This is a genomic window from Massilia sp. LjRoot122 (assembly GCF_964252725.1).
In the GTDB taxonomy this organism is placed as follows: domain Bacteria; phylum Pseudomonadota; class Gammaproteobacteria; order Burkholderiales; family Burkholderiaceae_D; genus Telluria.
Map to the genome: position 1 here is coordinate 4,419,157 of NZ_CAXUPB020000001.1, position 24,527 is coordinate 4,443,683.

The following is a 24,527-nucleotide window of genomic DNA, read 5'->3' on the forward strand; positions in this document are numbered from 1 at the left end:
TACTCCTTATGCTGCGGAGACCGCCGGCGACGCTTCGCCTGCGGTCATGGTGAAACGGGCGGCGATGGCGCACAGGCTTGCGACCAGTACCATCACACTCAAAATCGTCAGGGTCTGGGCGATGTCGCCCGTGCCCTTCATCAGGAAACCGGCCGCCACGGCGCCGACGTTGCCGCCCGCGCCGACGATGCCGGCCACGCCGCCCAGCGCCTTCGGTGCAACGAAGGGCACCAGCGCATAGGTGGCGCCGCAGGCCATGTGGGTGAACAGGCCGAAGCACAGCATGGCGATCACGGCGTAGGCCACGCCCTCGGCCTGCGCGAACCACAGCAGGCCCAGGCCTTCGCCGATCATCAGCACGAACAGCACGGTGACACGGCTGTTCAGGCTGCCATTGCGGGCGCTGCGGTCCGACAGCCAGCCGCCGAGGGCGCGGGCGAACAGGGCCAGCAGGCCGAAGCTGCCGGCGGCCAGGCCGGCCGCGCCGAGCGACAGGCCGTACTTGTCGACGTAGTACACGGCGGCGATGTTATGGATGAAGATCTCGATGCCGAAGCAGGCGCCATAGGTCACGAACAGCAGCCAGGCGCGGTGGTTGCGGCAGGCTTCGCGGAAGCTCGCCAGGCCGCCCTTATTCCCCTGCGGGAGTTCGCCCCTGGCGCGCAGCTCGTCGTAGTTCCCGGCCGGGCAATCCTGGGTGTAGCGCCAGTAGACGAAGGCCATCACGATCATCATCAGGCCCGGCACCACCAGCGCCACGCGCCAGCTCATGGCCTGCGAGACGCCGAGCATGGCGACCGCGGTGAGCAGCAGCGGCATCAGGGCCTGGGCCGCGCCGCCGCCGCTGTTGCCCCAGCCTGCGGCAGCCGCGTTGGCGGTGCCGACCACCTTCGGTCCGAACATGACCGAGGTGTGGTACTGGGTGATCACGAAGCTGGCGCCGACCGCGCCGATCCCGAGGCGGAACAGCAGGAAGCTTTCGTAGCTCTGCGCCATCGCCACGCCCAGCACCGGGATGGAACCCAGCAGCAGCAGGCCGGTGTAGGCCTTGCGCGGACCGAAGCGGTCGCACAGCGGGCCGATGAGCAGCCGCACGAAGATCGTGATGGCGACGGCGGCGATGTTGATGTTGGCGACCTGCTCCATCGACAGGCCGAACTCGCCCTTGATGACCGGCATCAGCGGTGCGCAGGCGAACCAGGCGAAGAAGCAAATGAAGAAGGCGACCCAGGTCAGGTGGAAGGCGCGCATCGGCGCCGTATTGAACGAGAAGAGTTTGATGCTGTCTGCTTTGCTGGCCATGTTTCTTCCTTTAGAAAACAAAACGGCGTCCGCGCTCCTGCTGTTGAAGCAGTGAGCTGCGGACGCCGTTGTCCTGTCGTTGCGCTTGTTTGCCGGTCCCTCGTTAGACCGGCAGCAAGTTGAAGGGGATCGCCATTGATCCTTTACCAAAGTATGAGCAAGAGGCGTGCCAGACCCGGCACAGAGGGAAGCGGGAGGGAAGTACCGGCCGGCGCGCTACATTGCGGTGCAACATGCCCGCAAATGATGCGGCGCTGCGCACCGATTCAGTCAATACGCCCAAACGATGCGGCGTAGCCGGCAGGATCGCTGCCGTCCCACACGCGGCCGTCGAGCAGGGTCGAACTGCGCAGCGGGGCATCCGGCACCGCCACGCCGGCCAGCGCCGCACCGTCGCGGTAGAGATCGATGCGGTTGACCTCGCGCGCGATGGCGGCGTAGGCCGGGTCGGCGCGCAGCAGGCCCCAGCGGCGCTGCTGGGTGAGGAACCACATGCCGTCCGACAACCAGGGGAAGCTGGCTTCGCCGTCGCCGAAGAAGCGCAGGCCGTTATGGCCGCGCCAGCCGCCCTTGCCGCCCTTGCTGCCAGGGCGGCCGGCCAGGCAGTACTGCAGCACTTCCCTGCCCGCATTCACGTAGCCGGGGCTGGCCAGCACCTCGGCCGCGGCTTCGCGGTTGGTGCGCGAGGCGTCCAGCCAGCGCGCCGCGTCCAGCAGCGCGGCCACCATCGCGCGGCAGGTGTGCGGATGGGCGGCGGCGAAGCCGGCGCTCGTGCCCAGCACCTTGCCCGGATGGTCCGGCCAGATCTCTTCGCTCGACAGCGCCGGCACGCCCACGCCTTCGCGCAGCGCGCGCTGGCCCCAGGGCTCGCCGGCGCAGAAGCCGTCCATGTGGCCGGCGGCCAGGCTGGATGCCATCTGCCCGGGCGGCACCGTGACCAGCTTGCAGTCCTCGAAAGGAGCGATGCCGGCGGCGGCCAGCCAGTAATACAGGAACATCGCGTGGTTCCCGGTCGGGAAGGTATGGCCGAAGGTGGGACGCAGCCCTTCGTCCGCGTGCAGCAGCCGGGCCAGCGCCGCCCCGTCCTGGGCGCGCGCAGCCAGGGCGCGCGACAGCGTGATGCCCTGGCCGTTCTGGTTCAGGTTCATCAACACGGCCATCTGGCGCGCGCGCGTGCCGACGCCCATCTGCAGCCCGTACAGCAGGCCATACAGGACATGGGCCGCATCGATCTCGCCGCCCACCAGGCGGTCGCGCATGCCGGTCCAGGACAGCTCGCGGCTCAGCTCGAACCGGATCCCGTACTTTTCATCGAAGCCGAGCACCGAGGCCATCACCACCGGCGCGCAGTCGGCCAGGGGCATGAAGCCGATGCGTACCGATGTCCGTTCCGGTTTGTCGGAGCCGGCGATCCACGCCCCGCTTTGTTCGCTGCCTGCCATAGTGTTCCGTTTCTCCGCCGCCGGCATCAGCCGAGCAGGTCTTCCACATCGATCAGCCGCTGCGCGATCTCCGCCAGCTTCAGGTTCTTGTTCATGGCCATGCTGCGCAGGCGCTGGTAGGCCTGGTCTTCGGTCAGGCCGTAGCGCGTCATCAGGAGGCCCTTGGCGCGGTCGACGATCTTGCGATCGGCCAGCTTCTGGCGCGTGCCCTGCAATTCGTCGAGCAGCTTCTGCTCGCGCCGGAAGCGCGCCAGCGCCACGTCCAGCACCGGCTTGACCCGCTCCGCGTGCAGGCCGGCCACGATGTAGGCGGAGACGCCCGCTTCCAGCGCGGCGTCCATGCTGGCCGGTGCATCGTCTTCGGTGAACAGCACGATGGGACGGCGCGCATCGCGGGTGGCGATCACGATGTGTTCGAGGATGTCGCGCGCGTCGGACTCGCTGTCGACGATGATCAGGTCCGGCTGCAGCTGGGCGATGCGCTCCGGCAGGAACACGTCGGCCGGCAGCGAGGCGATCAGGTCGTAGCCCGATTCCAGCAGCCCGATGCGCAGCGCGGCGCTGCGGCGCGCCTGTTCGGCGAGGGCCGCATCGCGCTCCGCGCCGGGCGGCGCGGCGGGGTTGACGACGACGATGCGCAAATGAGGTGGACCACAGCTTGAGGATGTCATGCCGGTATGGCATGCAAGAACCGCACCACCCCATATGAGCCTCATGCGAAGTGGCGGGGATGAGACATTCGCGGCGTCAATATCACGGATGAGCTCGGATCGTTAATTATTCACAGAACGAATCGCCGGAATCACGAATCTAAAGTTTATTTATGGCTCCAGCCTCCTTATACTGCAACGCAACATCACCTTTTTCACAGGAGTCCACCATGGCCGCAACCCGCCGCTTCTTCGCCAACGCCGCCGCCGCAGTGCGCAGCTTCTCGATCGAACTCTATGCCGCTCACGGCGGCTGGGCGCCGGCAGTCCGGGGCTGAACATGAATATGCTCGACACCGTCCTGAGCGTTTGCGCCCTCATGGCGCTGGTGGTCCGCCTGGCCCTGTTCCTGCGCCCCGCCAAGCGCCCGCGTACGGCTGCCTGACACGCTGCGACGCAGCAGCCGTATTGATATGTATGTGCCTGTCCGGCGTATGTATGTACGCCGCCATTGTCTTTTTTAGCAAGTCCGTTCTCCACATTCCCCGCACCGTGAAATGCTGAGCTAGAATGCAAATCGCATTTTTGGCTAGAAAGCCAAACCTTTCAATCAGCTATCCACGACACGATGCGACCACCTGTTATCACGATCTTTGCGGCCCTGCTGGTGCTACCAGCGCTGCCGGCCGCGGCTTCCACGCCCATCACCCTCGACCAGGCCATGGCCCACCCCGACTGGATCGGCACCCCGGTCGAAACCGCCTGGTGGAGCTGGGACAGCAAGCAGGTGTTCTACAAGCAGAAGCGCAGCGGTTCGCCGATCCGCGACACCTGGCAGGTGGCGCAAGGCGGCCGGCCGAAGCTGGTGGGCGATGCCGAAGGCGCGAAGATCGACGGCGCCGACGTCATCTACAACCCGGCCCAGACCCGCGCCCTCATGTTGCGTAACGGCGACCTGTTCGAGCGCGACCTGAAGAGCGGCGCGCTGGTGCAGATCACGCGCGGCGCCAGCAGGCTCGACGCGATGCAGTATTCGAGCGACGAACGCAGCGTCCACTACCGCATCGGCACCGACTGGTATGGCTGGGACCGCGCCACCAGGGTGGTCGGCCCGGTCGCGCTGCCGCGCGCCGCCAAGGATCCGGCGGTGAACGAGGAAGACGCGCTGCGCGACCAGCAGCTGCGCCTGATCGCCACCCTGAAGCGCCAGAAGGACGAGCGCGATGCGCTGCGCGAGCGCATGAACGAGCAGCGCCGCTTCGACCCGACCCTGCCCCCTGGCCAGATCTACCTGGGCGACAAGGTCGCGATCGAGAGCACGGTGCTGTCCCCGGACGGCCGCTGGCTGCTGGTCGTGACCGCGCCGAAGAACGGCGACAAGGGCCGCGTCGGCAAGATGCCGCGCTATGTGACCGAGTCGGGCTACGAGGAATTCGACGACCAGCGCACCCGCGTCGGACGCAACATGCCGACGCCTCATGCACTGAAGCTGGTCGATCTGCGCACCAACAAGGTGCAGGACCTGTCCTTCGACGTGCTGCCGGGTGTCAACGTCGATCCGCTGGCCGAGCTGCGCGCCGCCGCCAAGAAGGAGCCGCTGAAGGGCAGCCGCCCGGTGCGCGTGATCGACGGCGCCGATGCGATCGAATGGTCGCCCAACGGCGCCAATGTCGCCGTCATGCTGCGCTCGGTCGACAACAAGGACCGCTGGATCGCCAGCGTCGACCTGGCGGGCGCCAAGCTCAAGCCGCTGCACCGCCTGACCGAGCGGGCCTGGATCAACTACGACAACAACGAATTCGGCTGGCTGCCGGACAACCGCACCCTGTGGTACCTGTCCGAGGAAAGCGGCTATTCGCACCTGTACACGCAGCCTGCCGAAGGTGGCGAGGGTGCAAAAGCGCGCGCCCTCACCTCCGGCAAGTGGGAAGCCTCGGACGTGCGCTGGTCGCATGACGGCAGCGTCGCCTACATGATGTGCAACCGCGCCACCCCGGGCGACTACGAAGTCTGCGCCGTCGACGCAAAGAACGGCGCGATCCGCGAAGTGACCAGCCTGGACGGCGTCGAGCGCTTCCGCCTGTCGCCGGACGAGCGCAAGCTGCTGGTGCACTGGTCGAGCAGCTACACCCCGGTGCAGATCGCCACGGTGCCGGTGAGCGGCGGCGCGGCCGTCAAGCTGACCGATACCCGCACGGCCGAATTCAAGGCGCGCCAGTGGATCGAACCGCAGTACGTGGCGGTGCCCTCGAGCGACGGTGGCGACCCGGTCTGGGCCAAGCTGTACCGCCCGGCCCAGCTCGACCCGAACAAAAAGTACCCGGTGGTGATGTTCGTGCACGGCGCCGGCTACCTGCAGAACGTCAGCAAGCGCTACCCGAACTACTTCCGCGAGCAGATGTTCCACAACCTGCTGGTCCAGAAGGGCTACGTCGTGCTCGACATGGACTACCGCGCCTCGAAGGGCTACGGCAGCAAGTGGCGCACCGCGATCTACCGCCAGATGGGTCATCCGGAACTGGTGGACTACATCGACGGCGTGAACTACATGGTGGCCAAGCACCAGGGCGACGCCAGGAACGTCGGCATCTACGGCGGCAGCTACGGCGGCTTCATGGCCTTCATGGGCATGATGCGCGCGCCGGACACCTTCAAGGCGGGTGCCGCGCTGCGTCCGGTGACCGACTGGGTGACCTACAACCACGAGTACACCGCCAACATCCTGAACACGCCGGACATCGACCCGCAGGCCTACAAGATCTCGTCGCCGATCGAGTACGCCGACAAGCTGCAGGGCCACCTGCTGATCGCCCACGGCATGATCGACGACAACGTGTTCTACCAGGACTCGGTGCGCATGGCCCAGCGCCTGATCGAGCTGAAGAAGGATAACTGGGAACTGGCCAGCTACCCGCTGGAGCGCCACGCCTACGTCCAGCCGGAAGCCTGGTACGACCAGTACCGCCGCATCTACCAGCTATTCGAACGCACGCTGAAGCAATAACACTGCTAACATGAAAGGCGCCTGCGGGCGCCTTTTTTGATCGGCCACTCCGTCAATTCATGCCACGCCACCTTTTCGTCATCGCTTTCCTGGCCGGCGCCGTCCTCACCGATGCGCGCAGCCAGGCCATGCCCGGATCGGGCAAGGAGGCCGGTTTGCCGGCAGGCGGCGGGCTCGATGCCGCGCGCGTCGTCGAACTCCGCTACGGCAAGGCCGGGACAGACCATGCCGGCGGCGCCGGCGTTCAGGCGCGCCAAGACAGGATTTCGGGCGCGCTGGCGACGCTGGTCTTCGAAGACACGGGCAAGAAGGACCAGGAAAACGTCCCGGTCACCTTTGGCCAGGTGTTCGGCGAGGGCGTCCTCAAGCGCACGGATGGCTTGCTGGCGCGGCTGGCCGATGGCAGCACGGTTCCCTTGCAGACCGACGTCAAGGCGCGCCATCCCGACGGGTCGGTCAGGCATGCCATCATTTCCCTGGTCCTTGCCCGGAGTTCGCCTGCGAAACCGGTGCTGCTTGGACTGTTCAAGGGAAGCGCCGCGCCGGCAAGGGCCGCCGTGTCGAAAGAGCGCACCTTGTCGACGCTGCTGCAACAGGGAATGGATACCAGGGTAGAGCTGCAGCTGGATGAAAGGGTGTACACCGCCAACCTGCGCGCGCTGCTGGAGAAAACGCAAGCGGTACTCTGGCTCGATGGACCTATCGCGCGCGAGTGGCAGGTAACGGGCCCGCTGGCCGATGCCGATGGCCGGGCTCACCCGCACCTGGCAGCCCGGTTCGCGCTGCGCTGGTATCCGGCACTGGACAAGGCGCGTGTCGACGTCACGGTCGAGAACAACTGGGCCTTCGAACCGGCGCCGCAAAACTTCACCTACGATGCGCAGGTCATCGTCGGCGACACTGAGGTCTACAGCAAGCAGGACCTGACCCACTACCACCACGCGCGCTGGCGCAAACTGTTCTGGTGGGGCGGCGCCCCTTCCGTCCACGTGCGCCACGACACCCGGCAATTGATCGAGTCGATGGCGCTGCCCAACTACGACCAGTCGGTCGTGATCGACGACACCAGGCTGTCGCGCATGCACGCCGGCTGGAGCGGCCCGCGGACCGAGCCAATGGGCACCGGCATGGCAATTCCTGGCATGCCCAATACAGGCGGACGCGCCGATATCGGGCTGCTGCCGGGATGGGCGGCCATGTACCTGCTCGGCATGGACCGGCGTGCACGCGAACTCACACTCGGGACGGCCGACCTGGCGGGAAGCTGGTCGATGCACTACCGCGACCGCCGAACCGGGCTGCCGGTGAGCGTGCACGACTATCCTTACATGACGCGATTCGGCATGCCCGGCGATACGCTCAATCCGGCAACCGGCAAACGCGAACTGTTCCCTGCGTGTGTACGGCCGGACGCCTGCAAGACGCCCAACAATCACGATATTTCGCACCAACCGGCGTTTTCCTACTTGCCCTATCTCCTCACGGGCGACCATTACCATCTGGAGGAACTGCAGTTCTGGGCCATGTACGACGTGTTCGCCTCCAATCCCCGCTACCGCGAACACCGCAAGGGCCTGCTCAAGCCCGAACAGGTGCGCGGTCAGGCATGGGCGCTGCGCACGCTCGCCGAAGCAGCCTACATTACCCCGGACGCGCATCCGCTGAAGCGCCATTTCGCCCAGATCCTCGACGACAACCTGGACTGGTACAACGCCACCTACACCCACAACCCAAAGGCGAACGCCCTGGGCGCCATCGTCAACGGCTATGCACTGGCTTACGCCGACAAGCGCGGGCTGGCGCCATGGCAGGACGACTTTTTCACGTCGGCTGTCGGGCACGTCGCAGAACTGGGCTATGACAAGGCGCAGGCACTGCTGCGCTGGAAGACCAGATTCCCCGTGATGCGCATGACCGGCGACGGCAGCTGCTGGATCCAGGGCGCGATGTACAGCATGATGGTGCGCGACAGCGCATCGGCGCCCTTCTATGCCAGTATCGACGAAGCCTATCGCGCCAGCATTCCTGCCGAGATACGCGCCCTGCCCTGCGGCGGCCACGAAATGGCCGCCGCGCTCAAACTGAAAACCGGTGAAATGACCGGTTACTCGGCGAGCGAGGAAGGGTTCCCGTCGAACATGCAGCCGGCGCTGGCCTATGCGGTCGACGCCCTGGGAGAGCCCGGCAGGAAGGCGTGGCGGCAATTCATGGCGCGCAGCGTCAAGCCGGACTACGGCCGCGGCCCGCAATTTGCCATCGTGCCGCGCAAGCTTTCACTCCCCACCGAGAAAGTCCAGTAAGCTCAGCGCCACCACCTTGGTAGCCTTGCGCAGGTCGTCCAGTTGCACATGCTCGTCGGCCTTCTTGGCGTTCGATTCCGGCACGGTGCGTGGACCGGCGCCGTACAGCACCGCCGGGATGCCGCGCTCGCCGTACAGGCGCGCGTCCGCATACAGCGGCGTGCCCTGGGCCGTGATGTCTTCGCCGAGGATGGCGCGGCCGTGGCGCTGCAGGCTCTCTACCAGCTTCCCGGAGCCGGGCAGCGGGCGCAACGCATGCGACAGCAGCAGCCGCCGGATCTCGAGCCGGATGCCGGGCATGCCGGCCACCGCTTCTTCGATGAGGGCGCGCAGCTGCGCTTCGACCGCCACCGGATCTTCTTCCGGAATCATGCGGCGGTCCATCTTCATGATCACCTTGCCCGGCACGACATTGGTGTTGGTGCCGCCGTCGATGCGGCCCACCAACATGGTGGGCGAGTCGATGCCCGGGACACCCGACTTGATCTTCTTCAGTTCCGGCAGCTGCCCGTAGATCGCGTTCAGAATGCGGGTGGCGGCCTGCAGTGCATCCACCGCCAGCTCCGGCATGGCGCCGTGGCCGGCCTTGCCGTGCACCGTGATCTCGAGCTGCAGGCAGGCGTTGTGCGCGGTGACGATGTTGTAGCTGAAGCCGGCCGCGATCACGTAGTCGGGGCGGCTCAGGCCTTGTTCCAGCAGCCAGCCCGGGCCGAGCAGGCCACCGAACTCCTCGTCATAGGTGAAGTGCAGCTCGAGCGCGCCCTTGAGCGGCACGCCCAGCGCTTCGAGCGCACGCACGGCGAACACATAGGTGGCGAAGTCGCTCTTCGAGACTGCCGCGGCGCGGCCGTAGATGGCGCCCTCGTGGATCTCGGCGCCGTAGGGCGGCTTGCTCCAGCCTTCCCCCGGCGGGACCACGTCGCCGTGGGCGTTCAGCGCCAGCGTCGGGCCGCCATCGCCGTAAGGGCGGCGTACGATCAGGTTGGTGATGCTCTGCATGCCGTAGTCGCGCACCTCCTGTGCCGGCACGGCGTGCTGCTCGGCGTTCCAGCCGTATTGTGCGAGCATGCCGGCCACCGCCTCGGCATGCGGGGCATTATTGCCCGGTGGCGTATCGGTCGGAATGCGGATCACCTGCTGCAGGAAGCCGACTTCCTCGTCGAAGTGGGCGTCGATCCATTCCAGGAGCTGTTGCTGTCGATCGTTCATCAGTTGTTCCCGGTTTTTGCGCCGGCTTCGAACCAGGCGCCGACCTGCGCCCGTTCGGCATCGGTCATGTTGGTGAGGTTCGCCAGCGGCATGGCTTTCATCTGCACGGTTTGCTGATAGATGCGCTGCGCGTTCTGGCTCACGAGTTCGGGGGTGTGCAGCATGACGCCGCCCGGCGCCGTCGCAAACCCCGCCTGCGTCGGCTGCTGCGCATGGCAGGACACGCAGCGCTGGTCGATGATGGTGCGCACCTGGGCGAAGCGCGCGGCGTCGTCGGTGCCAGCGCCGGCCTTGGCCTGCAGCGGGGCCTTCGGCGCAATCGCAACGGCCAGGGCCAGCAGCAGCGCCACGCCCGCCGCCGGATATTTCCACTCGACGCGACCCTTGTGGCGCAGGTTGAAGAAGTGGCGGATCAGCACGCCCGCCGCCATGATCACACCCAGCACCGCCCAGGAATATTCGTGGCGGTAGGTCATCGCGTAGTGGTTGCTGATCATGATGAACAGCACCGGCAAGGTGAAGTAGTTGTTGTGGACGCTGCGCTGCTTGGCCTTGATGCCGTGCACGGGATCGGGCTGCTGGCCCGCCATCATCGCATTCACCATCTTGCGCTGGCCCGGGATGATCAGCATCGCCACGTTCGCCACCATCATGGTGCCGATCATCGCCCCCACGTGCAGGTAGGCGGCGCGGCCGCTGAGCAAATGGCTCAGCACGTAGCTGCTGGCGACCAGGAAGGCGAAGATCACGAGGCCGAAAGCCAGGTCGTGCCTGCCCAGCTTCGATCTGCACAGCAGGTCGTAGACGACCCAGCCGACCACCAGGCTGGCCAGGCCGATGCCGACCGCCTGCCAGCTGCTCAGGTCGGCGACGCTGCGGTCGACCATCATCGCCTGCGCATTCAGGTAGTAGACGATGACGAGCAGCGCGAAGCCGGAGATCCAGGTGGAATAGGCTTCCCACTTGAACCAGTGGAGCTCCTTCGGCAGCTCGGCGGGCGCCACCAGGTATTTCTGCGGGTTGTAGAAGCCGCCGCCGTGCACCGCCCACAGCTCGCCGGCGACGCCCTTCTTCGCCAGCTCGGAGCCCGGCGCCGGCGGCCGGATCGTGTTGTCGAGCCAGACGAAGTAGAACGAGGCGCCGATCCAGGCGATGCCGGTGATGATGTGCAGCCAGCGCACCAGCATGTTGAACCATTCGAGGGCATATGGGCCCAGATAGCCAAAATCGTCCATAGGGCTTCCTTGATGTATATCCCTCGACAATAACGTGATTTCAATTTCTGCAACATGAAATTTAGCGTATATTCGACATAGCCGAATTGATATACACACGACGCCCGATGGCCAGCCTGCCCCAGCACCTCGACCTGCACCTGATCCGCATCCTCTACCTGCTGCTGCAGGAAAAGAACGTCTCGCGCGTCGCGCTCAAGCTGAACCAGCCGCAGCCTTCGATCTCGGCCTCGCTGCGCAAGCTGCGCGAGCTGACCGGCGATCCGCTGCTGGTGCGCGGCGCGCGCGGCATGGTGCCGACCCAGCACGGCGAGAGCCTGATGAAGCCGGCCAAGCGCATCCTGGACGAAACCGAGAGCCTGTTCGTGCGCAAGTCGCCCTTCGTGCCGGAGGAAGCGGCGCGCACCTTCCACATCGCCGCCCCGGACTACCTCGACACCCAGTTCCTGCCGGGCGTGGTGGCCTCGCTGCGGCGCGGTTCGCCCAACAGCAAGGTGGTGATCCACAGCCTGGGGCCGGGCCTGGACTACCTGCGCATGCTGTCCGACGGCGAGATGGACCTGGTGATCGCCAACTGGGACGAGCCGCCCGCCCACCTGCACATGTCGAAGCTGTTCGAAGACCCGATCACCTGCACCATGCGCGCCGACAGCCCCTACGCACGGCGTACGGCCAGCGACGCGATGACGGTCGAGGACTACCTGTCGCTGCCGCACGTGGCGCCCTCGCAGATGCTGCCGGGTTACCACGGCGTGATCGACGCCCATCTCGACCGCCTGGGGCTGCAGCGCAAGGTGGCGGTCGAGTCGCCCTATTTCGGCGTGATCCCCTACATGCTGACCCAGACCGACCTGGTGCTGACCACCGGCCGCCAGTTCATCCGCTTCTATGAACGCACGCTGCCGCTCAAGAGCTTCACGGTGCCGATCAAGTTTCCGCCGATGCGCTTCTACCAGCTGTGGCACCAGCGGGTGCACCAGTCGACCGAGCACAAGTGGCTGCGCGACCAGGTGAGCGCCGCTGCACGAGCACTCGCGGTCAAATAAGCGCAATACCGCTTATGCGCACCCGCGTATAAGCTGGATGGCTTGCAGGATTTATCATCATTGATTCCAATGAGGCGATGCATACCATGACCACCCTGCCGGACCTGAACAGCCTTGCGCCCGCCGCCTTCGCCGAGGCCCTGCGCGGCATCTACGAACACTCTCCCTGGATCGCCGAGCGCGCCGCCGGCCTGCGTCCTTTCGCCAGCGTGACCGCCCTCAAGCAGGCCTTGCAGGCGGTCGTCACCCGGGCCACGCTAGATGAGCAACTCGCCCTTCTGCGCGCCCACCCCGAGCTGGCGGGCAAGGCGGCGATCGCCGGCGAGCTGACGGCGGAATCGACCGGCGAGCAGGCAGCCTCCGGCCTGGACCGCTGCAGCCCGGAAGAATACGCCGTGCTGCAGGCGCTGAATGCGCAGTACAAGGAGAAATTCGGCTTTCCCTTCATCCTGGCGGTGAAGGGCCCGACGGGCCATGGCCTGAGCCGCGCCGCCATCATCGCGACTTTCTCGCGCCGCCTGAAGAACAGCCGCGGCGACGAGATGGCCGAGTGCCTGCGCCAGGTGCACCGCATTGCGGAGATCCGTCTCAATGCCCTGCTGGACGTGCAGCAGGCCTTCGGGCCGCAGGTCATGGACTGGGCCGAAACGCTGGGCGCCTTCAGCGACAGCGAAGACGGCCTGACCTGCGCCTACATGACCCCGGCCCACCAGCGCACCGCACATCAGCTGCGCGACTGGATGATCGAGGCCGGCATGGAAGCGCACATCGACGCGGTCGGCAACGTGGTGGGGCGTTATGCCGCCGCCCGGCCGGATGCGAAGACGCTCCTCACCGGCTCGCACTACGACACCGTCCGCAATGGCGGCAAGTACGACGGCCGGCTCGGCATCCTGCTGCCCATCGCCCTGGTGCGCCACCTGAACCAAGGCGGCGAACGCCTGCCCTTCCATCTCGAGGTCATCGGTTTCGCGGAAGAGGAAGGCGTACGCTTTCGCAGCACCTTCCTGGGCAGCAGCGCCATCACCGGCCGCTTCGACCCGGCCCTGCTGGACCAGCAGGACAGCGCGGGCGTGAGCATGCGCGCGGCCCTGGCCGCCGCCGGCCATGATCCTTCGGCGATTCCCGAACTGGCACGCGACCCGGCAAGGCTGCTGGGCTTCATCGAAGTGCATATTGAACAGGGCCCGGTGCTGCTCGAGCGCGGCCTGCCGGTCGGCGTGGTGACGGCGATCGCCGGCAGCTCGCGCTACCTGGTCGAGCTCTCGGGCGTGGCCAGCCATGCCGGCACCACGCCGATGGACATGCGCCGCGATGCCGCCGCGGCGGCAGCCGAAATCGTGCTGCTGGTCGAAGCGCGCTGCAGCGGACGCGGTTCGCTGGTCGGCACGGTCGGCCAGCTCGAGGTGCCGTCCGGTTCGGTCAACGTGATCCCCGGCCAGTGCCGGCTGTCGCTCGACATCCGCGCCGCCAGCGACGAGGAGCGCCTGGCGGCGGTGGACGACATCCTGGCCGGCATCAGCGCCATCTGCGCGCGGCGCGGCATCGAGGAAAAGCTGTGGAAGCTGGTGGAAGCGGATGCCGCACCCTGCGCGCCGCGGCTGATGGACCTGCTGGGCGCGGCCATCGAGGCAAGCGGCCTGGCGCGCTTCGACCTGCTGTCGGGCGCCGGGCACGACGCCATGGAGATGGCGAAGATCCTTGATGTGGCGATGCTGTTCACGCGCTGCGGCAACGGTGGCATCAGCCACAATCCGCTCGAGACCATGACGGCGGACGATGCGGAAGTGGCGGGCGAGGTGCTGCTCGGCTTCCTGCGCAGCCTGGCGTCCGCTTAATTCTTCGGCTTGGCCTGGGAGCGCTTCGGCGTGATCCGCAGGATCGCCAGAATCACCAGCGCCAACAGGGCGCTGAGCACCGCGGTCGCTTCGCGTCCCATGCCGGCCGCGATGCCGATGGCGGCGGTCAGCCACACGCTGGCAGCGGTGGTGACGCCTTTGACGTCGTCCTGCTGGTGATGCTTGAGGATGGCCCCGGCGCCGATGAAGCCGATGCCGGCGGTGACGCCCTGCAGCACCCGCGACAGGTCGCCGATCTGCATCCCCGCCTGCAGCGGGATCAGCACGAACAGCGCGGCGCCGAGCGACACCAGCATATGGGTGCGCAGGCCGGCCGAGGCGCCGACCGATTCGCGCTCGTAGCCGAGCATGCCGCCGAGGACCACCGCAACGAGAAGACGCAGCACGATGCGCGTGATGTCCTCGACATTGCCGAGGTCCGAAAATTCATGCTGTACTGTCAGCCAGCTCCGATCCAGCCACTCCATGCCGCTCCTCCCGATCACATCCGGGAATGATGCCAGTTCAGCAAGGATGACGTCGCCACGCTCGACGGTTCACACCACCACGCCCGCCCTGTCCAGCATGGCATGCAGCAGCACGTTGCAGCCCGCCTCCAGGTGCGCCGGTTGCGCATCCTCGATCTCGTTGTGGCTGATCCCGTCCTTGCAGGGCACGAAGATCATGCCCGCCGGTGCGACGCGCGCGGCATAGATGGCGTCGTGGCCGGCGCCCGACACCACGTCCATGGTCGAATAGCCCAGCTTGTCGGTGGCCGCGCGCACGGCGTTCACGCAATCGGGATGGAAGGGGCATGGCGGGTAGTAGGACACCCGTTCGACCTCGATGCCCAGGCCGCTGTCCTGCCGGGTCTTGGCGACGAAGGCCAGCATCTCCTCGTGCATGGTGTTGAGCAGCGCATCGTTCACGTTACGCAGGTCGATGCTGAACTTCACCTGGCCCGGGATCACGTTGCGGCTGTTCGGGAACACCTGGACCATGCCCACGGTACCGCGACCGTAGGGCGGGTAGCGCTTGGCGATCTGCACGACCTCCTGCATGATGGTGGTGGCCACCTGCAGGGCATCGCGGCGCAGGCCCATCGGGGTCGGACCCGCATGCGCTTCCATCCCGGTGACCGTGCAGTCATACCAGGACAGGCCCATCACGGCCGGCACCACGCCGATCACCTTGTCGGCGTCTTCCAGCACCGGCCCCTGTTCGATGTGGGTCTCGAAATAGGCACCGATCGGGTGCCGGCCCGGCACCTCGTCGCCCAGGTAGCCGATGCGCTCCAGTTCCTCGCGCACGCTCTTGCCTTCCACGTCGCGTGCCGCATAGGCCGTCTCCAGGCTGAAGGCGCCGCAGAACACGCCCGACCCCATCATCACCGGCACGAAGCGCGAGCCCTCCTCGTTGGTCCAGAATGCGACCTCGATCGGCGCCTCGGTCTGGATCTTCAAGTCATTCAGGGTGCGCACCACTTCCAGGCCGGCCAGCACCCCGTAATTGCCGTCGAACTTGCCGCCGGTGGGCTGGGTATCGACGTGGCTCCCGGTGACGATCGGTGGCAAGGAAGCATTGCGTCCTGCGCGCCGCATGAACACGTTGCCGATCTGGTCGACCGTGACCTCCAGACCGGCCTCGCGTCCCCATTTCACCACCAGATCGCGTCCCTGGCGATCGAGGTCGGTCAGGGCCAGGCGCTTGACGCCGCCTTTTTCGGTGGCACCGATCGCGGCCAAGTCCATCAGGGACTTCCACAGACGGTCGCCATTGATACGCAGTTCGTTCATGCGGGTTCTCCTCAGGCCGCGGTTGCAGTGAAAGCGGGACGTTCGACGTAGCGTCCGGCACCGGCTTCCGCGCGCAGCGTGCCGCGCTCGAACACCAGCTTGCCGGCGGCCACCGTGTGGGTCGGAACGCCGCGCACGGTGCGGCCTTCGAAGACGTTGAAGCCGCCTTTCGAATGCTGGGTCTGGGCCGAGATGGTACGGGTGCCGCTCGGGTCCCAGACCACGATGTCGGCATCGGCCCCGGCCGCGACCAGGCCCTTGCGCGGGTACATGTTGAAGATCTGGGCCGCATTGGTCGAGGTGACGCGCACGAATTCCATCGGCGTGAGCAGGCCGCTGTTCACGCCGGCGTCCCAGACCACGGCCATGCGTTCCTCGACGCCGCCGCAGCCGTTCGGGATCCGGGTGAAATCGTCCTTGCCGGCCGCCTTCTGCTCGGCGCAGAAGGTACAGTGGTCGGTCGCCGTGGTGTGCAGGTTCCCGCCCTGCAGGCCCTGCCACAGCGCCTGCTGGTGGTGGCTGCTGCGGAACGGCGGGCTCATGACGTGGGCGCGCGCGAACGCGGGATCGGGGTGGCGGTACACGCTGTCGTCGATGACGAGGTGGCCGGCCAGCGCTTCGCCGTAGACGCGCTGGCCTTTGGCGCGCGCCCGCGTGATGGCTTCCAGCGATTCGGCGCAGGACACGTGCACGATGTAGACCGGGGTGCCGAGCACGTTGGCGATCGCGATCGCACGGTTGGCGGCTTCCGCTTCGACCTCGGGCGGGCGCGAGAGCGGGTGCGCTTCGGCGCCGCGGATGCCCTTCGCGAGCAGCTCCTGCTGCAACTGGTAGACCAGTTCGCCGTTCTCGGCGTGGACGGTCGGGATCGCGCCCAGTTCGAGCGCGCGGCGGAAGCTTTTTACCAGGGTCTCGTCGTCGGCCATGATCGCGTTTTTGTAGGCCATGAAGTGCTTGAAGCTGTTCACGCCATGCTCGCGTACCAGCACACCCATTTCTTCGTGCACCGACGGGTCCCACCAGGTGACGGCCACGTGGAAGGTGTAGTCGCCCGCCGACTTCCGGGCCCAGCCGCGCCAGGTGTGGAAGGCTTCGAGCAGCGACTGCTTCGGGTCGGGGATCACGAAGTCCATGATGGTGGTCGTGCCGCCCGCCAGGCCGGCCGCGGTACCGGTGAAGAAATCGTCGGCCGTGACGGTGCCCATGAAGGGCAGCTGCATGTGAGTGTGGGTATCGATCCCGCCCGGCATCACGTACTGGCCGCCGGCGTCGACGATCGTCGCGTTCGCGGGCGCCTCCAGGTTCTCGCCCACCGCCGCGATCTTGTCGCCCACACACAGCACATCGGCGCGGAAGGCACGGTCGGCGTTCACGACGGTACCGCCACGGATCAAGGTTGTCATCGACACTCCCTTCAGCTTGGATAGTTGTTCGCGGTGTGATTCACGGCTTGAGGTGCCGGCGCCGTGCGCCCCTTCATCATCAGTCCATACACGATCGCCGCGATCACGACGCCGACGAACCAGGCATAGGTATAGATGGTCTTGAAGGCCTCGCCCAGGTTCGGGAAGCTGTTCGGCAAGGCCGCATTCAGGAAGCCGGGCAGGTTGGGCAGCACCCCGGCCGCAAAGGCCACGATGGCCGCGATGTTCCAGCCGCCCTGATAGGAGTAGACCCCGCCCTCGCGATACAGCTGGTCGACGTCGAGCTCCGTCCTGCGTATGAAGTAGTAATCGACGATCATGATCCCGGCGATCGGCCCGAGCAGGGCCGAGTATCCGGTCAGCCAGATGAAGATGTAGTTCTGGGTGGTCTCGAGTATCTTCCACGGCATCATGGCCAGCGCGATGCCGGCGGTGATGTAGCCGCCGATGCGGTAGGAGATGCGCTTCGGCGACAGCGCCGAAAAATCGTAGGCCGGGCCCACCAGGTTGGCGGCCAGGTTGACGCTGGCCGTGTCGATCAGGAGGATCAGCAGGGCCACCAGCACGGCCACGCCCGTCATGCGGCTGGCCACGTCGACCGGATCCCACAGCGCCTTGCCATACAGGACGACGGTGGCCGAGGTGACGGTCACGGCCAGTGCGGCGAGCAGGCCCATCGGAAGCGGCAGGCCGAGCGTCTGGCCGACGACCTGGTCGCGCTGGCTGGTCGCAAACCGGGTGAAGTCGGGGATGTTCAGCGCCAGCGTGGCCCAGTAGCCGATCATCGCGGTCAGCGAGGGCCAGAACACCGCCCAGAACAGGCCGGCCTTCGGTCCGCCCTCGACGAAAGCGGAGGGCTGGTCGAGCAGCGGGCCGAAGCCGCCGACCTTGTCGTACACCCACCACAGCAGCAGGAAGCAGATCGCGATCTTGAGCGGCGCGGTATAGGTCTCGAGCTTCCTGATCGCTTCCATGCCGTGCACGATGAAGTACATCTGGATCGCCCAGAACCCCAGGAAGCAGGCCAGCTGGCCGGCGTTGATCCCCAGGCCTGGAAGGTTCTCGCCGCTGATCGGCGCGCCCAGCATGACGCCAAGCAGCGTGTAGATCATGCTGCCGCCGAACCAGGTCTGGATGCCGTACCAGCCGCAGGCGACGATCGCACGCATCAGGGCGGGAAGGCGCGCGCCGCGGGTGCCGAACGATGCGCGCGCCAGTACCGCATACGGAATCCCGTATTTGGTGCCGGCATGGCCGATCAGGAGCATCGGCAACAGGACGATCACGTTCGCGAGGAACACCGTGGACACCGCCTGCCAGGCCGACATCCCGCCTTCGATCAGGCTGGCCGCCAGCATGTAGGCGGGAATGCTGATCACCATGCCGACCCAGAGCGCCGCAAAGTGATACCAGCGCCAGGTGCGCTGCGCGGCCGTGGTCGGGGCCAGGTCGGCGTTCCAGAGTTCGGGGCTTGCGTTGTGCTGTGTGGTCACGGAAGGACTCTCCTCGTCGGTTGCAGATGATGCGACCGAGTGTAGCGCAATCGTACGTACGGATGCGCGGCTTATACTGCCACCGGCTCCGCTCTCGGATTACGCGGATCCTGCGTCCAGTTCATGTAAGGCTTGCCGCTTTCCTGCGGCACCATGGTGATGCAGGCCTCGACCGGACAGGTGATCTCGCACAGGTTGCAGCCCACGCACTCTGCGGTAATCACCTCGTAGCGGCGCGACCCCAGGTCGTCGATCGCGCGCGATATCGCCTGGTGCGAGGTGTCCTCGCAGGCCACGTAGCACTTGCCGCACTTGATGCACTTGTCCTGGTCGATCTGCGCGATCACCTGGTAGTTCATGTCCAGGTATTTCCAGTCGGTGGTATTGCGCACCGCCTTGCCCGAGAAGGCCGCGATGTTCGCGTAGCCCTGGCTGTCCATCCAGCGCGACAGCCCGTCCTTCATCTCCTCGACGATGCGGAAGCCGTGCAGCATCGCGGCCGTGCACACCTGCACGCTGCCGGCGCCCAGCGCGATGAACTCGGCCGCGTCGCGCCAGCTGCCGATGCCGCCGATGCCGGAGATCGGCAGGCCGGCGGTCTGCGGGTCGCGCGCGATCTCGGCCACCATGTTCAGCGCGATCGGCTTCACCGCCGAACCGCAATAACCGCCGTGGGTGCTCGCCCCGCCCACCACCGGGAAGGCCACCATGCGGTCGAGGTCGAGGTGGGTGATCGAGTTGACGGTATTGATCAGCGAGACGGCGTCGGCGCCGCCGGCCAGCGCCGCCCGCGCCGGCTGGCGCACGTCGGTGATGTTCGGCGTGAGCTTGACGATGACCGGCAGGCGCGTGTGCTTCTTGCACCAGGCCGTGACCATCCTGACGTAGTCGGGCACCTGCCCCACCGCGGCGCCCATGCCGCGTTCGGGCATGCCGTGCGGGCAGCCGAAGTTCAGTTCGATGCCGTCGGCGCCGGTGGCTTCGACCAGCGGCAGGATCGCGGCCCACGGCGCTTCCTCGCAGGGCAGCATCAGCGAGACGATCACGGCGCGGTCGGGCCAGTCCTTCTTGACCTGGGTGATCTCGCGCAGGTTGATCTCCAGGCTGCGATCGGTGATCAGCTCGATGTTGTTGAAGCCGATGACCTCGCGGTTCTTGCCGTAATGGGCCGAGTAGCGCGACGAAACGTTGACCGCCGGCGGATCCTCGCCCAAGGTCTTCCACACCACCCCGCCCCATCCTGCTTCGAAGGCACGCACGACGTTGTAGGCCTTGTCGGTCGGCGGCGCGGAGGCCAGCCAGAACGGGTTCGGGCTCTTGATGCCGCAGAATTCGATGCTCAGGTCGGCCATGCTGCCTCCGTTTTTGCCTGGATGTCTTCGTGGATGGCCAAAGCGGCCAGCTTGCCGTGCTGGACCGCCTGCACCGTCAGGTCCTGCCCCGGCGCGACGCAGTCCCCGCCCGCGTAGATGCCCGGCAGCGCGGTGCGGAAGCAGCTGTCGATCCGGATACGCTCGCCATCACGCGACAATTCACGCGCCAGCGGTTCGCTGAAGCCCTCTTCGCTCATGCCCTGGCCGATGGCCTTGAACACGGCATCGGCCGCGATCTCGATGAAGCCGCCGGTGCGCACCAGCCGGCCCTCTTCCATGCGGGTCTGCTCGAAGCGCATGCCGGCCACCCGGCCGGCGTCGTCGAGCAGGACCTCGAGCGGCGCGGCCCAGGTACGGATGCGCACGAAATTCGCCTTGGCGATCTCGATCTCGTGGCCGGTGGCGCTCATCGACTCGAGGCCGCGGCGGTACACCAGGGTCACGTCCTCGGCGCCGAGGCGCTTGATCTGCACCGCCATGTCGATGGCGGTGTTACCGGCGCCGATCACGACCGCCCGGCGCGGCACCGGCAAGCTGGCCAGGTCGCTGGCCTGGCGCAGCGCGGCGATGTAGTCGGTCGCCGCCATCAGGCCCGGCGCGTCTTCACCTAGCAGCCCGAGTGCGCGGCTGGCCTGCAAGCCGATGCCCAGGAAGACCGCGTCGTAGCGCGTGTGCAGCTCGGCCAGGCTGAGGTTCTCGCCCAGTCTGCGGCCGTGTTCGATGTGGATGCCGCCGATCGACAGCAGGAAGTCGACCTCCTGCTGCGCGAAGTCGCCCGGCAGCTTGTATTTGGCAATGCCATACTCGTTGAGGCCACCGGCCTTCGGGCGCGCTTCATAGACCACCACGTCGTTGCCCAGCATGGCGAGGCGGTGGGCGCAGGACAGGCCGGCCGGGCCGGCGCCGACCACGGCGATCACCTTGCCGGTGGAGGGCGCGCGCTGGAAGGGATGGTGGGTAAAACCGGCATTGTCGATCGCGTAGCGCTGCAGCAGGCCGATGCGCACCGGCTCGCGCTCGGCCGGGTTGTTGCGCACACAGGAATCCTCGCACAGGATCTCGGTCGGGCACACGCGGGCGCAGCTGCCCCCAAAAATGTTCGCCTTCAAGATGCCATGGGCGGCGCCGGCGACGTTCCCATCGTGGATGTTCTTGATGAAGCTGGCGACGTCGATCCCGGTCGGGCAGGCATTCATGCAGGGGGCGTCGTAGCAGTACAGGCAGCGCGCCGCCTCGACGGCGGCCTGGCGCGCCGTGAGCGGCGGGGCCAGGTCGGTGAACTGCGCGGCAAGCTCGCCGTTCGAGCCTGCCGCGGGCGGCAGGTGCTGGAGTGACTCGATCATGTGCATCCCTTCTTGTTTTTGAATCGACGCCGCGTGCTTTACTTCATCTGCGGGAAGGCGAACTGCGGCCCGCTGGAGGCAGTGTTGGGCCAGCGCTCCATCACCGCCTTGTGGCGCGTATAGAAGCGCACGCCTTCGGGACCATAGGCGTGGTGGTCGCCGAACAGGCTGCGCTTCCAGCCGCCGAAGCTGTTGAAGGCCATCGGCACCGGCAACGGCACGTTCACGCCCACCATGCCGACCTCGATCTGGCGCACGAATTCGCGCGCCACGCCGCCGTCGCGCGTGAAGATGGCAACGCCGTTGCCATACTCGTTGGCGTTGATGAGTTCCACCGCGCGCCCCACGTCCGGCAGGCGCACCACGCACAGCACCGGGCCGAAGATCTCTTCCTGGTAGATGCTCATGTCGGGCGTGACGTGGTCGAACAGGGTGCCGCCCACGAAGAAGCCGTTCGGGCAGCCGTCCACGCGGTAGCCGCGGCCGTCGACCACCAGTGTCGCGCCCTGCTCCACGCCCTGGCCGATCAGGCGTTCGATGCGCTCCTTGGCGGCGCTGGTCACCACCGGCCCCATTTCGGCGCCTTCGGCCATGCCATCGTTGATCTTGAGCTTCGCAGTGCGCTCGGCCAGCGCCGCAACCAGTTTGTCGCCGGCGTCGCCGATCGCCACCGCGACCGAGATCGCCATGCAGCGCTCGCCGGCCGAGCCGTAGGCGGCGCCGATCAGCGCATCGACCGCCATGTCCATGTCGGCATCCGGCATCACCACCATGTGGTTCTTGGCGCCACCCAGGGCCTGCACGCGCTTGCCCTTGGCCGAGCCGCGCGAATAGATGTATTCGGCGATCGGGGTCGAACCGACGAAACTGATGGCCTGGATGTCGGGATGGTCGAGCAGCGCATCGACCGCCACCTTGTCACCCTGGACCACGTTGAACACGCCGTCCGGCAGGCCAGCTTCCTTCAGCAGCCGGGCATGCAGCAGCGAGGGCGAAGGGTCGCGTTCCGAGGGCTTCAGCACGAAGGTATTGCCGCAGGCGATCGCGACCGGGAACATCCACATCGGCACCATCACCGGGAAGTTGAAGGGCGTGATGCCGGCGACGACGCCGAGCGGCTGGCGCATCGACCAGGCATCGATGCCGCGCGCGATCTGGTCGGTGAATTCGCCCTTGAGCATCTGCGGGATGCCGACCGCGAATTCCACCACCTCGATGCCGCGTGCGACCTCGCCCTGGGCATCGGCGAAGGTCTTGCCGTGCTCGCGCACGACCATGGCGGCGAAGTCGTCGGTATGCTGCTGGCACAGCTGCAGGTACTTGAACAGGACGCGCGCGCGCGCCAGCGGCGGCGTAGCCGCCCAGGCCGGAAAGGCCTTCAGGGCGGCGCCCACTGCGGCATCGACGTCGCGCGGCTCGGCCAGCGCCACGCGCGCGCAGGGCTCGCCGCGTGCCGGGTTGTAGACGTCGGCCTGGCGCGTGCCCTCGGCGTGCGCCAGTTCGCCGTTGATGAAATGCGAAATGATGGTCATGTCTTTAGTCCAGGTTTTTCAATACGTTGGCAAGCTTGCCGAACAGTTCGTCGATGTGCTGCTTGTTCAGGATGAGCGGCGGCGACAGCGCGATGATGTCGCCCGTCACACGGATCAGGATGCCGTCCGCGAACGCCTTCTTGAAGGCGCTGTAGGCGCGCGCGCCGGGCTTGCCGGCGATCGGTTCGAGTTCGATGCCCGCCACCAGGCCGATCGAGCGCAGGTCGATCACGTGCGGCAGGCCGCGCAGCGAATGCAGCGCATCCTCGAAGTAGGACTGCATCGCTGTCGCGTTCTCGATGATGCCCTGTTCGCGGAATACGTCGAGGGTGGCGATTGCGGCGGCACAGGCCAGCGGGTGACCCGAGTAGGTATAGCCGTGGAACAGCTCGATGCCGGCCGGCGCCTCCATGAAGGCGTCGTGGATGAAGCGCTTGGAGAATACCGCGCCCATCGGCACCACGCCGTTGGTCAGGCCCTTCGCCGTGGTCATCATGTCCGGCTCGACGCCGAAATAGTCGCTCGCGAAGGGCGTGCACAGGCGGCCGAAGCCGGTGATGACTTCGTCGAAGATCAGCAGGATGCCGTGCTTGTCGCAGATCTCGCGCAGTCGCTTGAGGTAGCCCTTGGGCGGCACCAGCACGCCGGTGGAGCCGGATACCGGCTCGATGATCACCGCCGCGATGGTGGAGGCGTCGTGCAGGGTGACCAGGCGCTCCAGCTCGTCGGCCAGCTCCGCGCCGAAGTCCGGCTCGCCGCGCGAAAAGGCATTCTTCAGCAGGTTGTGCGTGTGCGGCAGGTGATCGACGCCCGGCAGCAGTGGACCGAAGCTCTTGCGGTTGTTGCCGATGCCGCCCACCGACAGGCCGCCGAAGCCGACGCCGTGGTAGCCGCGCTCGCGGCCAATCAGGCGCGTGCGCCCGCCCTCGCCGCGCGCCCGGTGGTAGGCCAGCGCCATCTTCAGCGCGGTATCCACCGCTTCCGAACCGGAATTCGTATAGAACACGTGGCCGAACTTGTGGCCGGTGTAGTCCATCAGCTGCTCGGCCAGGTCGAAGGCGGCCGGGTGGCCCATCTGGAAGGTGGGTGCGAAGTCGAGCTGGCCGACCATCTCGCTGACGGCTTGCGTGATGCGCGGCTGGGCGTGGCCGCAGGGCACGCACCAGAGGCCGGCGGTGCCGTCGAGCACGCTATTGCCGTCCACATCCTTGTAATACATCCCCTCGGCCGACACCAGCAGGCGCGGATTGGCCTTGAAATCGCGGTTATTGGTGAAGGGCATCCAGAATGCGGACATCGACTTGGGCATGGACTCGTTCATCCGTCTCTCTCCCCGCCATGACGGCGAAAAATTTTTACCAGTTGGCAAAATATTGATCAATAATAGTCAGCAAGGCAACACCGGCACAGATACACCAAGGGCAAAACCGACCAACCGTACAGGTCACACGGCCTGTACAGTTTCGGGCGCCTCGAAAAACCGTCGCGAGCGGCAGCAATGGTGGTCGAGAAGCGCAGCTGTACGAGTAGTACAGCGAGC

Annotated in this window: 17 protein-coding genes; 4 read left to right on the forward strand and 13 right to left on the reverse strand. The window is 66.5% G+C overall.

What is annotated here, in order from left to right; translation table 11 throughout:
- Positions 1-6 precede the first annotated feature (6 nt).
- The 3 genes from ACSQ25_RS19335 to ACSQ25_RS19345 form a co-directional block, all read right to left on the reverse strand.
- Entirely contained in the window at positions 7-1,302 is a 1,296-nt protein-coding gene (locus ACSQ25_RS19335; protein WP_436107287.1) for an MFS transporter, read from the reverse strand.
- 266 nt (positions 1,303-1,568) lie between these two features.
- Positions 1,569-2,744, reverse strand: coding sequence for a CmpA/NrtA family ABC transporter substrate-binding protein (locus tag ACSQ25_RS19340; protein WP_436107288.1), 1,176 nt, complete (start codon positions 2,742-2,744; stop codon positions 1,569-1,571).
- A gap of 26 nt (positions 2,745-2,770) precedes the next feature.
- Entirely contained in the window at positions 2,771-3,415 is a 645-nt protein-coding gene (locus tag ACSQ25_RS19345) for an ANTAR domain-containing response regulator (protein WP_436107289.1), read from the reverse strand.
- Between the two features lie 607 nt (positions 3,416-4,022).
- Between ACSQ25_RS19345 and ACSQ25_RS19350 the strand changes: the two genes are divergently transcribed.
- The gene (locus ACSQ25_RS19350) at positions 4,023-6,398 is read left to right on the forward strand and encodes a prolyl oligopeptidase family serine peptidase (RefSeq protein WP_436107290.1); all 2,376 of its coding nucleotides are present in this window, start codon (positions 4,023-4,025) and stop codon (positions 6,396-6,398) included.
- 59 nt (positions 6,399-6,457) lie between these two features.
- A complete protein-coding gene (locus ACSQ25_RS19355; protein WP_436107291.1) occupies positions 6,458-8,698 on the forward strand; it encodes a hypothetical protein in 2,241 nt (746 codons plus the stop codon).
- Here ACSQ25_RS19355 and ACSQ25_RS19360 read toward each other — a convergent pair.
- Together ACSQ25_RS19360 and ACSQ25_RS19365 are read right to left on the reverse strand one after the other, a co-directional pair.
- Positions 8,672-9,907, reverse strand: coding sequence for a M20/M25/M40 family metallo-hydrolase (locus ACSQ25_RS19360; RefSeq protein WP_436107292.1), 1,236 nt, complete (start codon positions 9,905-9,907; stop codon positions 8,672-8,674). The two genes, ACSQ25_RS19355 and ACSQ25_RS19360, sit on opposite strands and share 27 nt — an antisense overlap.
- Positions 9,907-11,142 carry a urate hydroxylase PuuD gene (locus tag ACSQ25_RS19365; protein WP_436107293.1) on the reverse strand — a complete coding sequence of 412 codons (1,236 nt, stop codon included), beginning with the start codon at positions 11,140-11,142 and terminating at the stop codon, positions 9,907-9,909. The genes ACSQ25_RS19360 and ACSQ25_RS19365 overlap by 1 nt, the downstream gene beginning before the upstream one ends.
- 107 nt (positions 11,143-11,249) lie before the next feature.
- Here ACSQ25_RS19365 and ACSQ25_RS19370 point away from each other — a divergent pair, with 107 nt between their 5' ends.
- Positions 11,250-12,188, forward strand: coding sequence for a LysR substrate-binding domain-containing protein (locus ACSQ25_RS19370; protein ID WP_436107294.1), 939 nt, complete (start codon positions 11,250-11,252; stop codon positions 12,186-12,188).
- Between the two features lie 86 nt (positions 12,189-12,274).
- Positions 12,275-14,026: an allantoate amidohydrolase gene (locus ACSQ25_RS19375; protein WP_436108110.1), complete on the forward strand. Its 1,752-nt coding sequence runs from the start codon at positions 12,275-12,277 to the stop codon at positions 14,024-14,026.
- On the opposite strand, the gene ACSQ25_RS19380 is transcribed toward ACSQ25_RS19375, so the two are convergent.
- The 8 genes from ACSQ25_RS19380 to ACSQ25_RS19415 all read right to left on the reverse strand — a co-directional run bounded on the left by ACSQ25_RS19380 (position 14,023) and on the right by ACSQ25_RS19415 (position 24,308).
- Positions 14,023-14,514: an MgtC/SapB family protein gene (locus ACSQ25_RS19380; protein WP_436107295.1), complete on the reverse strand. Its 492-nt coding sequence runs from the start codon at positions 14,512-14,514 to the stop codon at positions 14,023-14,025. The genes ACSQ25_RS19375 and ACSQ25_RS19380 overlap by 4 nt on opposite strands.
- A 69-nt stretch (positions 14,515-14,583) precedes the next feature.
- On the reverse strand, positions 14,584-15,822 hold the full coding sequence (locus tag ACSQ25_RS19385) for a Zn-dependent hydrolase (RefSeq protein WP_436107296.1): 1,239 nt from the start codon (positions 15,820-15,822) through the stop codon (positions 14,584-14,586).
- Positions 15,823-15,833: 11 nt separating this feature from the next.
- Positions 15,834-17,225, reverse strand: a complete 1,392-nt coding sequence (gene hydA / locus ACSQ25_RS19390; RefSeq protein WP_436107297.1) for a dihydropyrimidinase — start codon at positions 17,223-17,225, stop codon at positions 15,834-15,836.
- 11 nt (positions 17,226-17,236) lie between these two features.
- Positions 17,237-18,739, reverse strand: a complete 1,503-nt coding sequence (locus ACSQ25_RS19395; protein ID WP_436107298.1) for an NCS1 family nucleobase:cation symporter-1 — start codon at positions 18,737-18,739, stop codon at positions 17,237-17,239.
- 71 nt (positions 18,740-18,810) lie between these two features.
- Positions 18,811-20,091, reverse strand: coding sequence for an NAD-dependent dihydropyrimidine dehydrogenase subunit PreA (gene preA, locus ACSQ25_RS19400; protein ID WP_436107299.1), 1,281 nt, complete (start codon positions 20,089-20,091; stop codon positions 18,811-18,813).
- Complete coding sequence (locus ACSQ25_RS19405; protein ID WP_436107300.1) at positions 20,079-21,455, reverse strand: NAD(P)-dependent oxidoreductase; 1,377 nt, start codon at positions 21,453-21,455, stop codon at positions 20,079-20,081. Before ACSQ25_RS19405 ends, preA begins: the two co-directional genes overlap by 13 nt.
- A gap of 38 nt (positions 21,456-21,493) precedes the next feature.
- The gene (locus ACSQ25_RS19410) at positions 21,494-22,987 is read right to left on the reverse strand and encodes a CoA-acylating methylmalonate-semialdehyde dehydrogenase (RefSeq protein ID WP_436107301.1); all 1,494 of its coding nucleotides are present in this window, start codon (positions 22,985-22,987) and stop codon (positions 21,494-21,496) included.
- Between the two features lie 4 nt (positions 22,988-22,991).
- Positions 22,992-24,308, reverse strand: a complete 1,317-nt coding sequence (locus ACSQ25_RS19415; RefSeq protein WP_436107302.1) for an aspartate aminotransferase family protein — start codon at positions 24,306-24,308, stop codon at positions 22,992-22,994.
- Positions 24,309-24,527: the final 219 nt, after the last annotated feature.

Excerpts from the sequence above, each read along its gene's own strand:
- ACSQ25_RS19335 (WP_436107287.1), bottom strand. The coding sequence starts at position 1,302 with ATGGCCAGCAAAGCAGACAGCATCAAACTCTTCTCGTTCAATACGGCG.
- ACSQ25_RS19340 (WP_436107288.1), bottom strand. The coding sequence starts at position 2,744 with ATGGCAGGCAGCGAACAAAGCGGGGCGTGGATCGCCGGCTCCGACAAA.
- ACSQ25_RS19345 (WP_436107289.1), bottom strand. The coding sequence starts at position 3,415 with ATGACATCCTCAAGCTGTGGTCCACCTCATTTGCGCATCGTCGTCGTC.
- ACSQ25_RS19350 (WP_436107290.1), top strand. The coding sequence starts at position 4,023 with ATGCGACCACCTGTTATCACGATCTTTGCGGCCCTGCTGGTGCTACCA.
- ACSQ25_RS19355 (WP_436107291.1), top strand. The coding sequence starts at position 6,458 with ATGCCACGCCACCTTTTCGTCATCGCTTTCCTGGCCGGCGCCGTCCTC.
- ACSQ25_RS19360 (WP_436107292.1), bottom strand. The coding sequence starts at position 9,907 with ATGAACGATCGACAGCAACAGCTCCTGGAATGGATCGACGCCCACTTC.
- ACSQ25_RS19365 (WP_436107293.1), bottom strand. The coding sequence starts at position 11,142 with ATGGACGATTTTGGCTATCTGGGCCCATATGCCCTCGAATGGTTCAAC.
- ACSQ25_RS19370 (WP_436107294.1), top strand. The coding sequence starts at position 11,250 with ATGGCCAGCCTGCCCCAGCACCTCGACCTGCACCTGATCCGCATCCTC.
- ACSQ25_RS19375 (WP_436108110.1), top strand. The coding sequence starts at position 12,275 with ATGACCACCCTGCCGGACCTGAACAGCCTTGCGCCCGCCGCCTTCGCC.
- ACSQ25_RS19380 (WP_436107295.1), bottom strand. The coding sequence starts at position 14,514 with ATGGAGTGGCTGGATCGGAGCTGGCTGACAGTACAGCATGAATTTTCG.
- ACSQ25_RS19385 (WP_436107296.1), bottom strand. The coding sequence starts at position 15,822 with ATGAACGAACTGCGTATCAATGGCGACCGTCTGTGGAAGTCCCTGATG.
- hydA (WP_436107297.1), bottom strand. The coding sequence starts at position 17,225 with ATGACAACCTTGATCCGTGGCGGTACCGTCGTGAACGCCGACCGTGCC.
- preA (WP_436107299.1), bottom strand. The coding sequence starts at position 20,091 with ATGGCCGACCTGAGCATCGAATTCTGCGGCATCAAGAGCCCGAACCCG.
- ACSQ25_RS19405 (WP_436107300.1), bottom strand. The coding sequence starts at position 21,455 with ATGATCGAGTCACTCCAGCACCTGCCGCCCGCGGCAGGCTCGAACGGC.
- ACSQ25_RS19410 (WP_436107301.1), bottom strand. The coding sequence starts at position 22,987 with ATGACCATCATTTCGCATTTCATCAACGGCGAACTGGCGCACGCCGAG.
- ACSQ25_RS19415 (WP_436107302.1), bottom strand. The coding sequence starts at position 24,308 with ATGAACGAGTCCATGCCCAAGTCGATGTCCGCATTCTGGATGCCCTTC.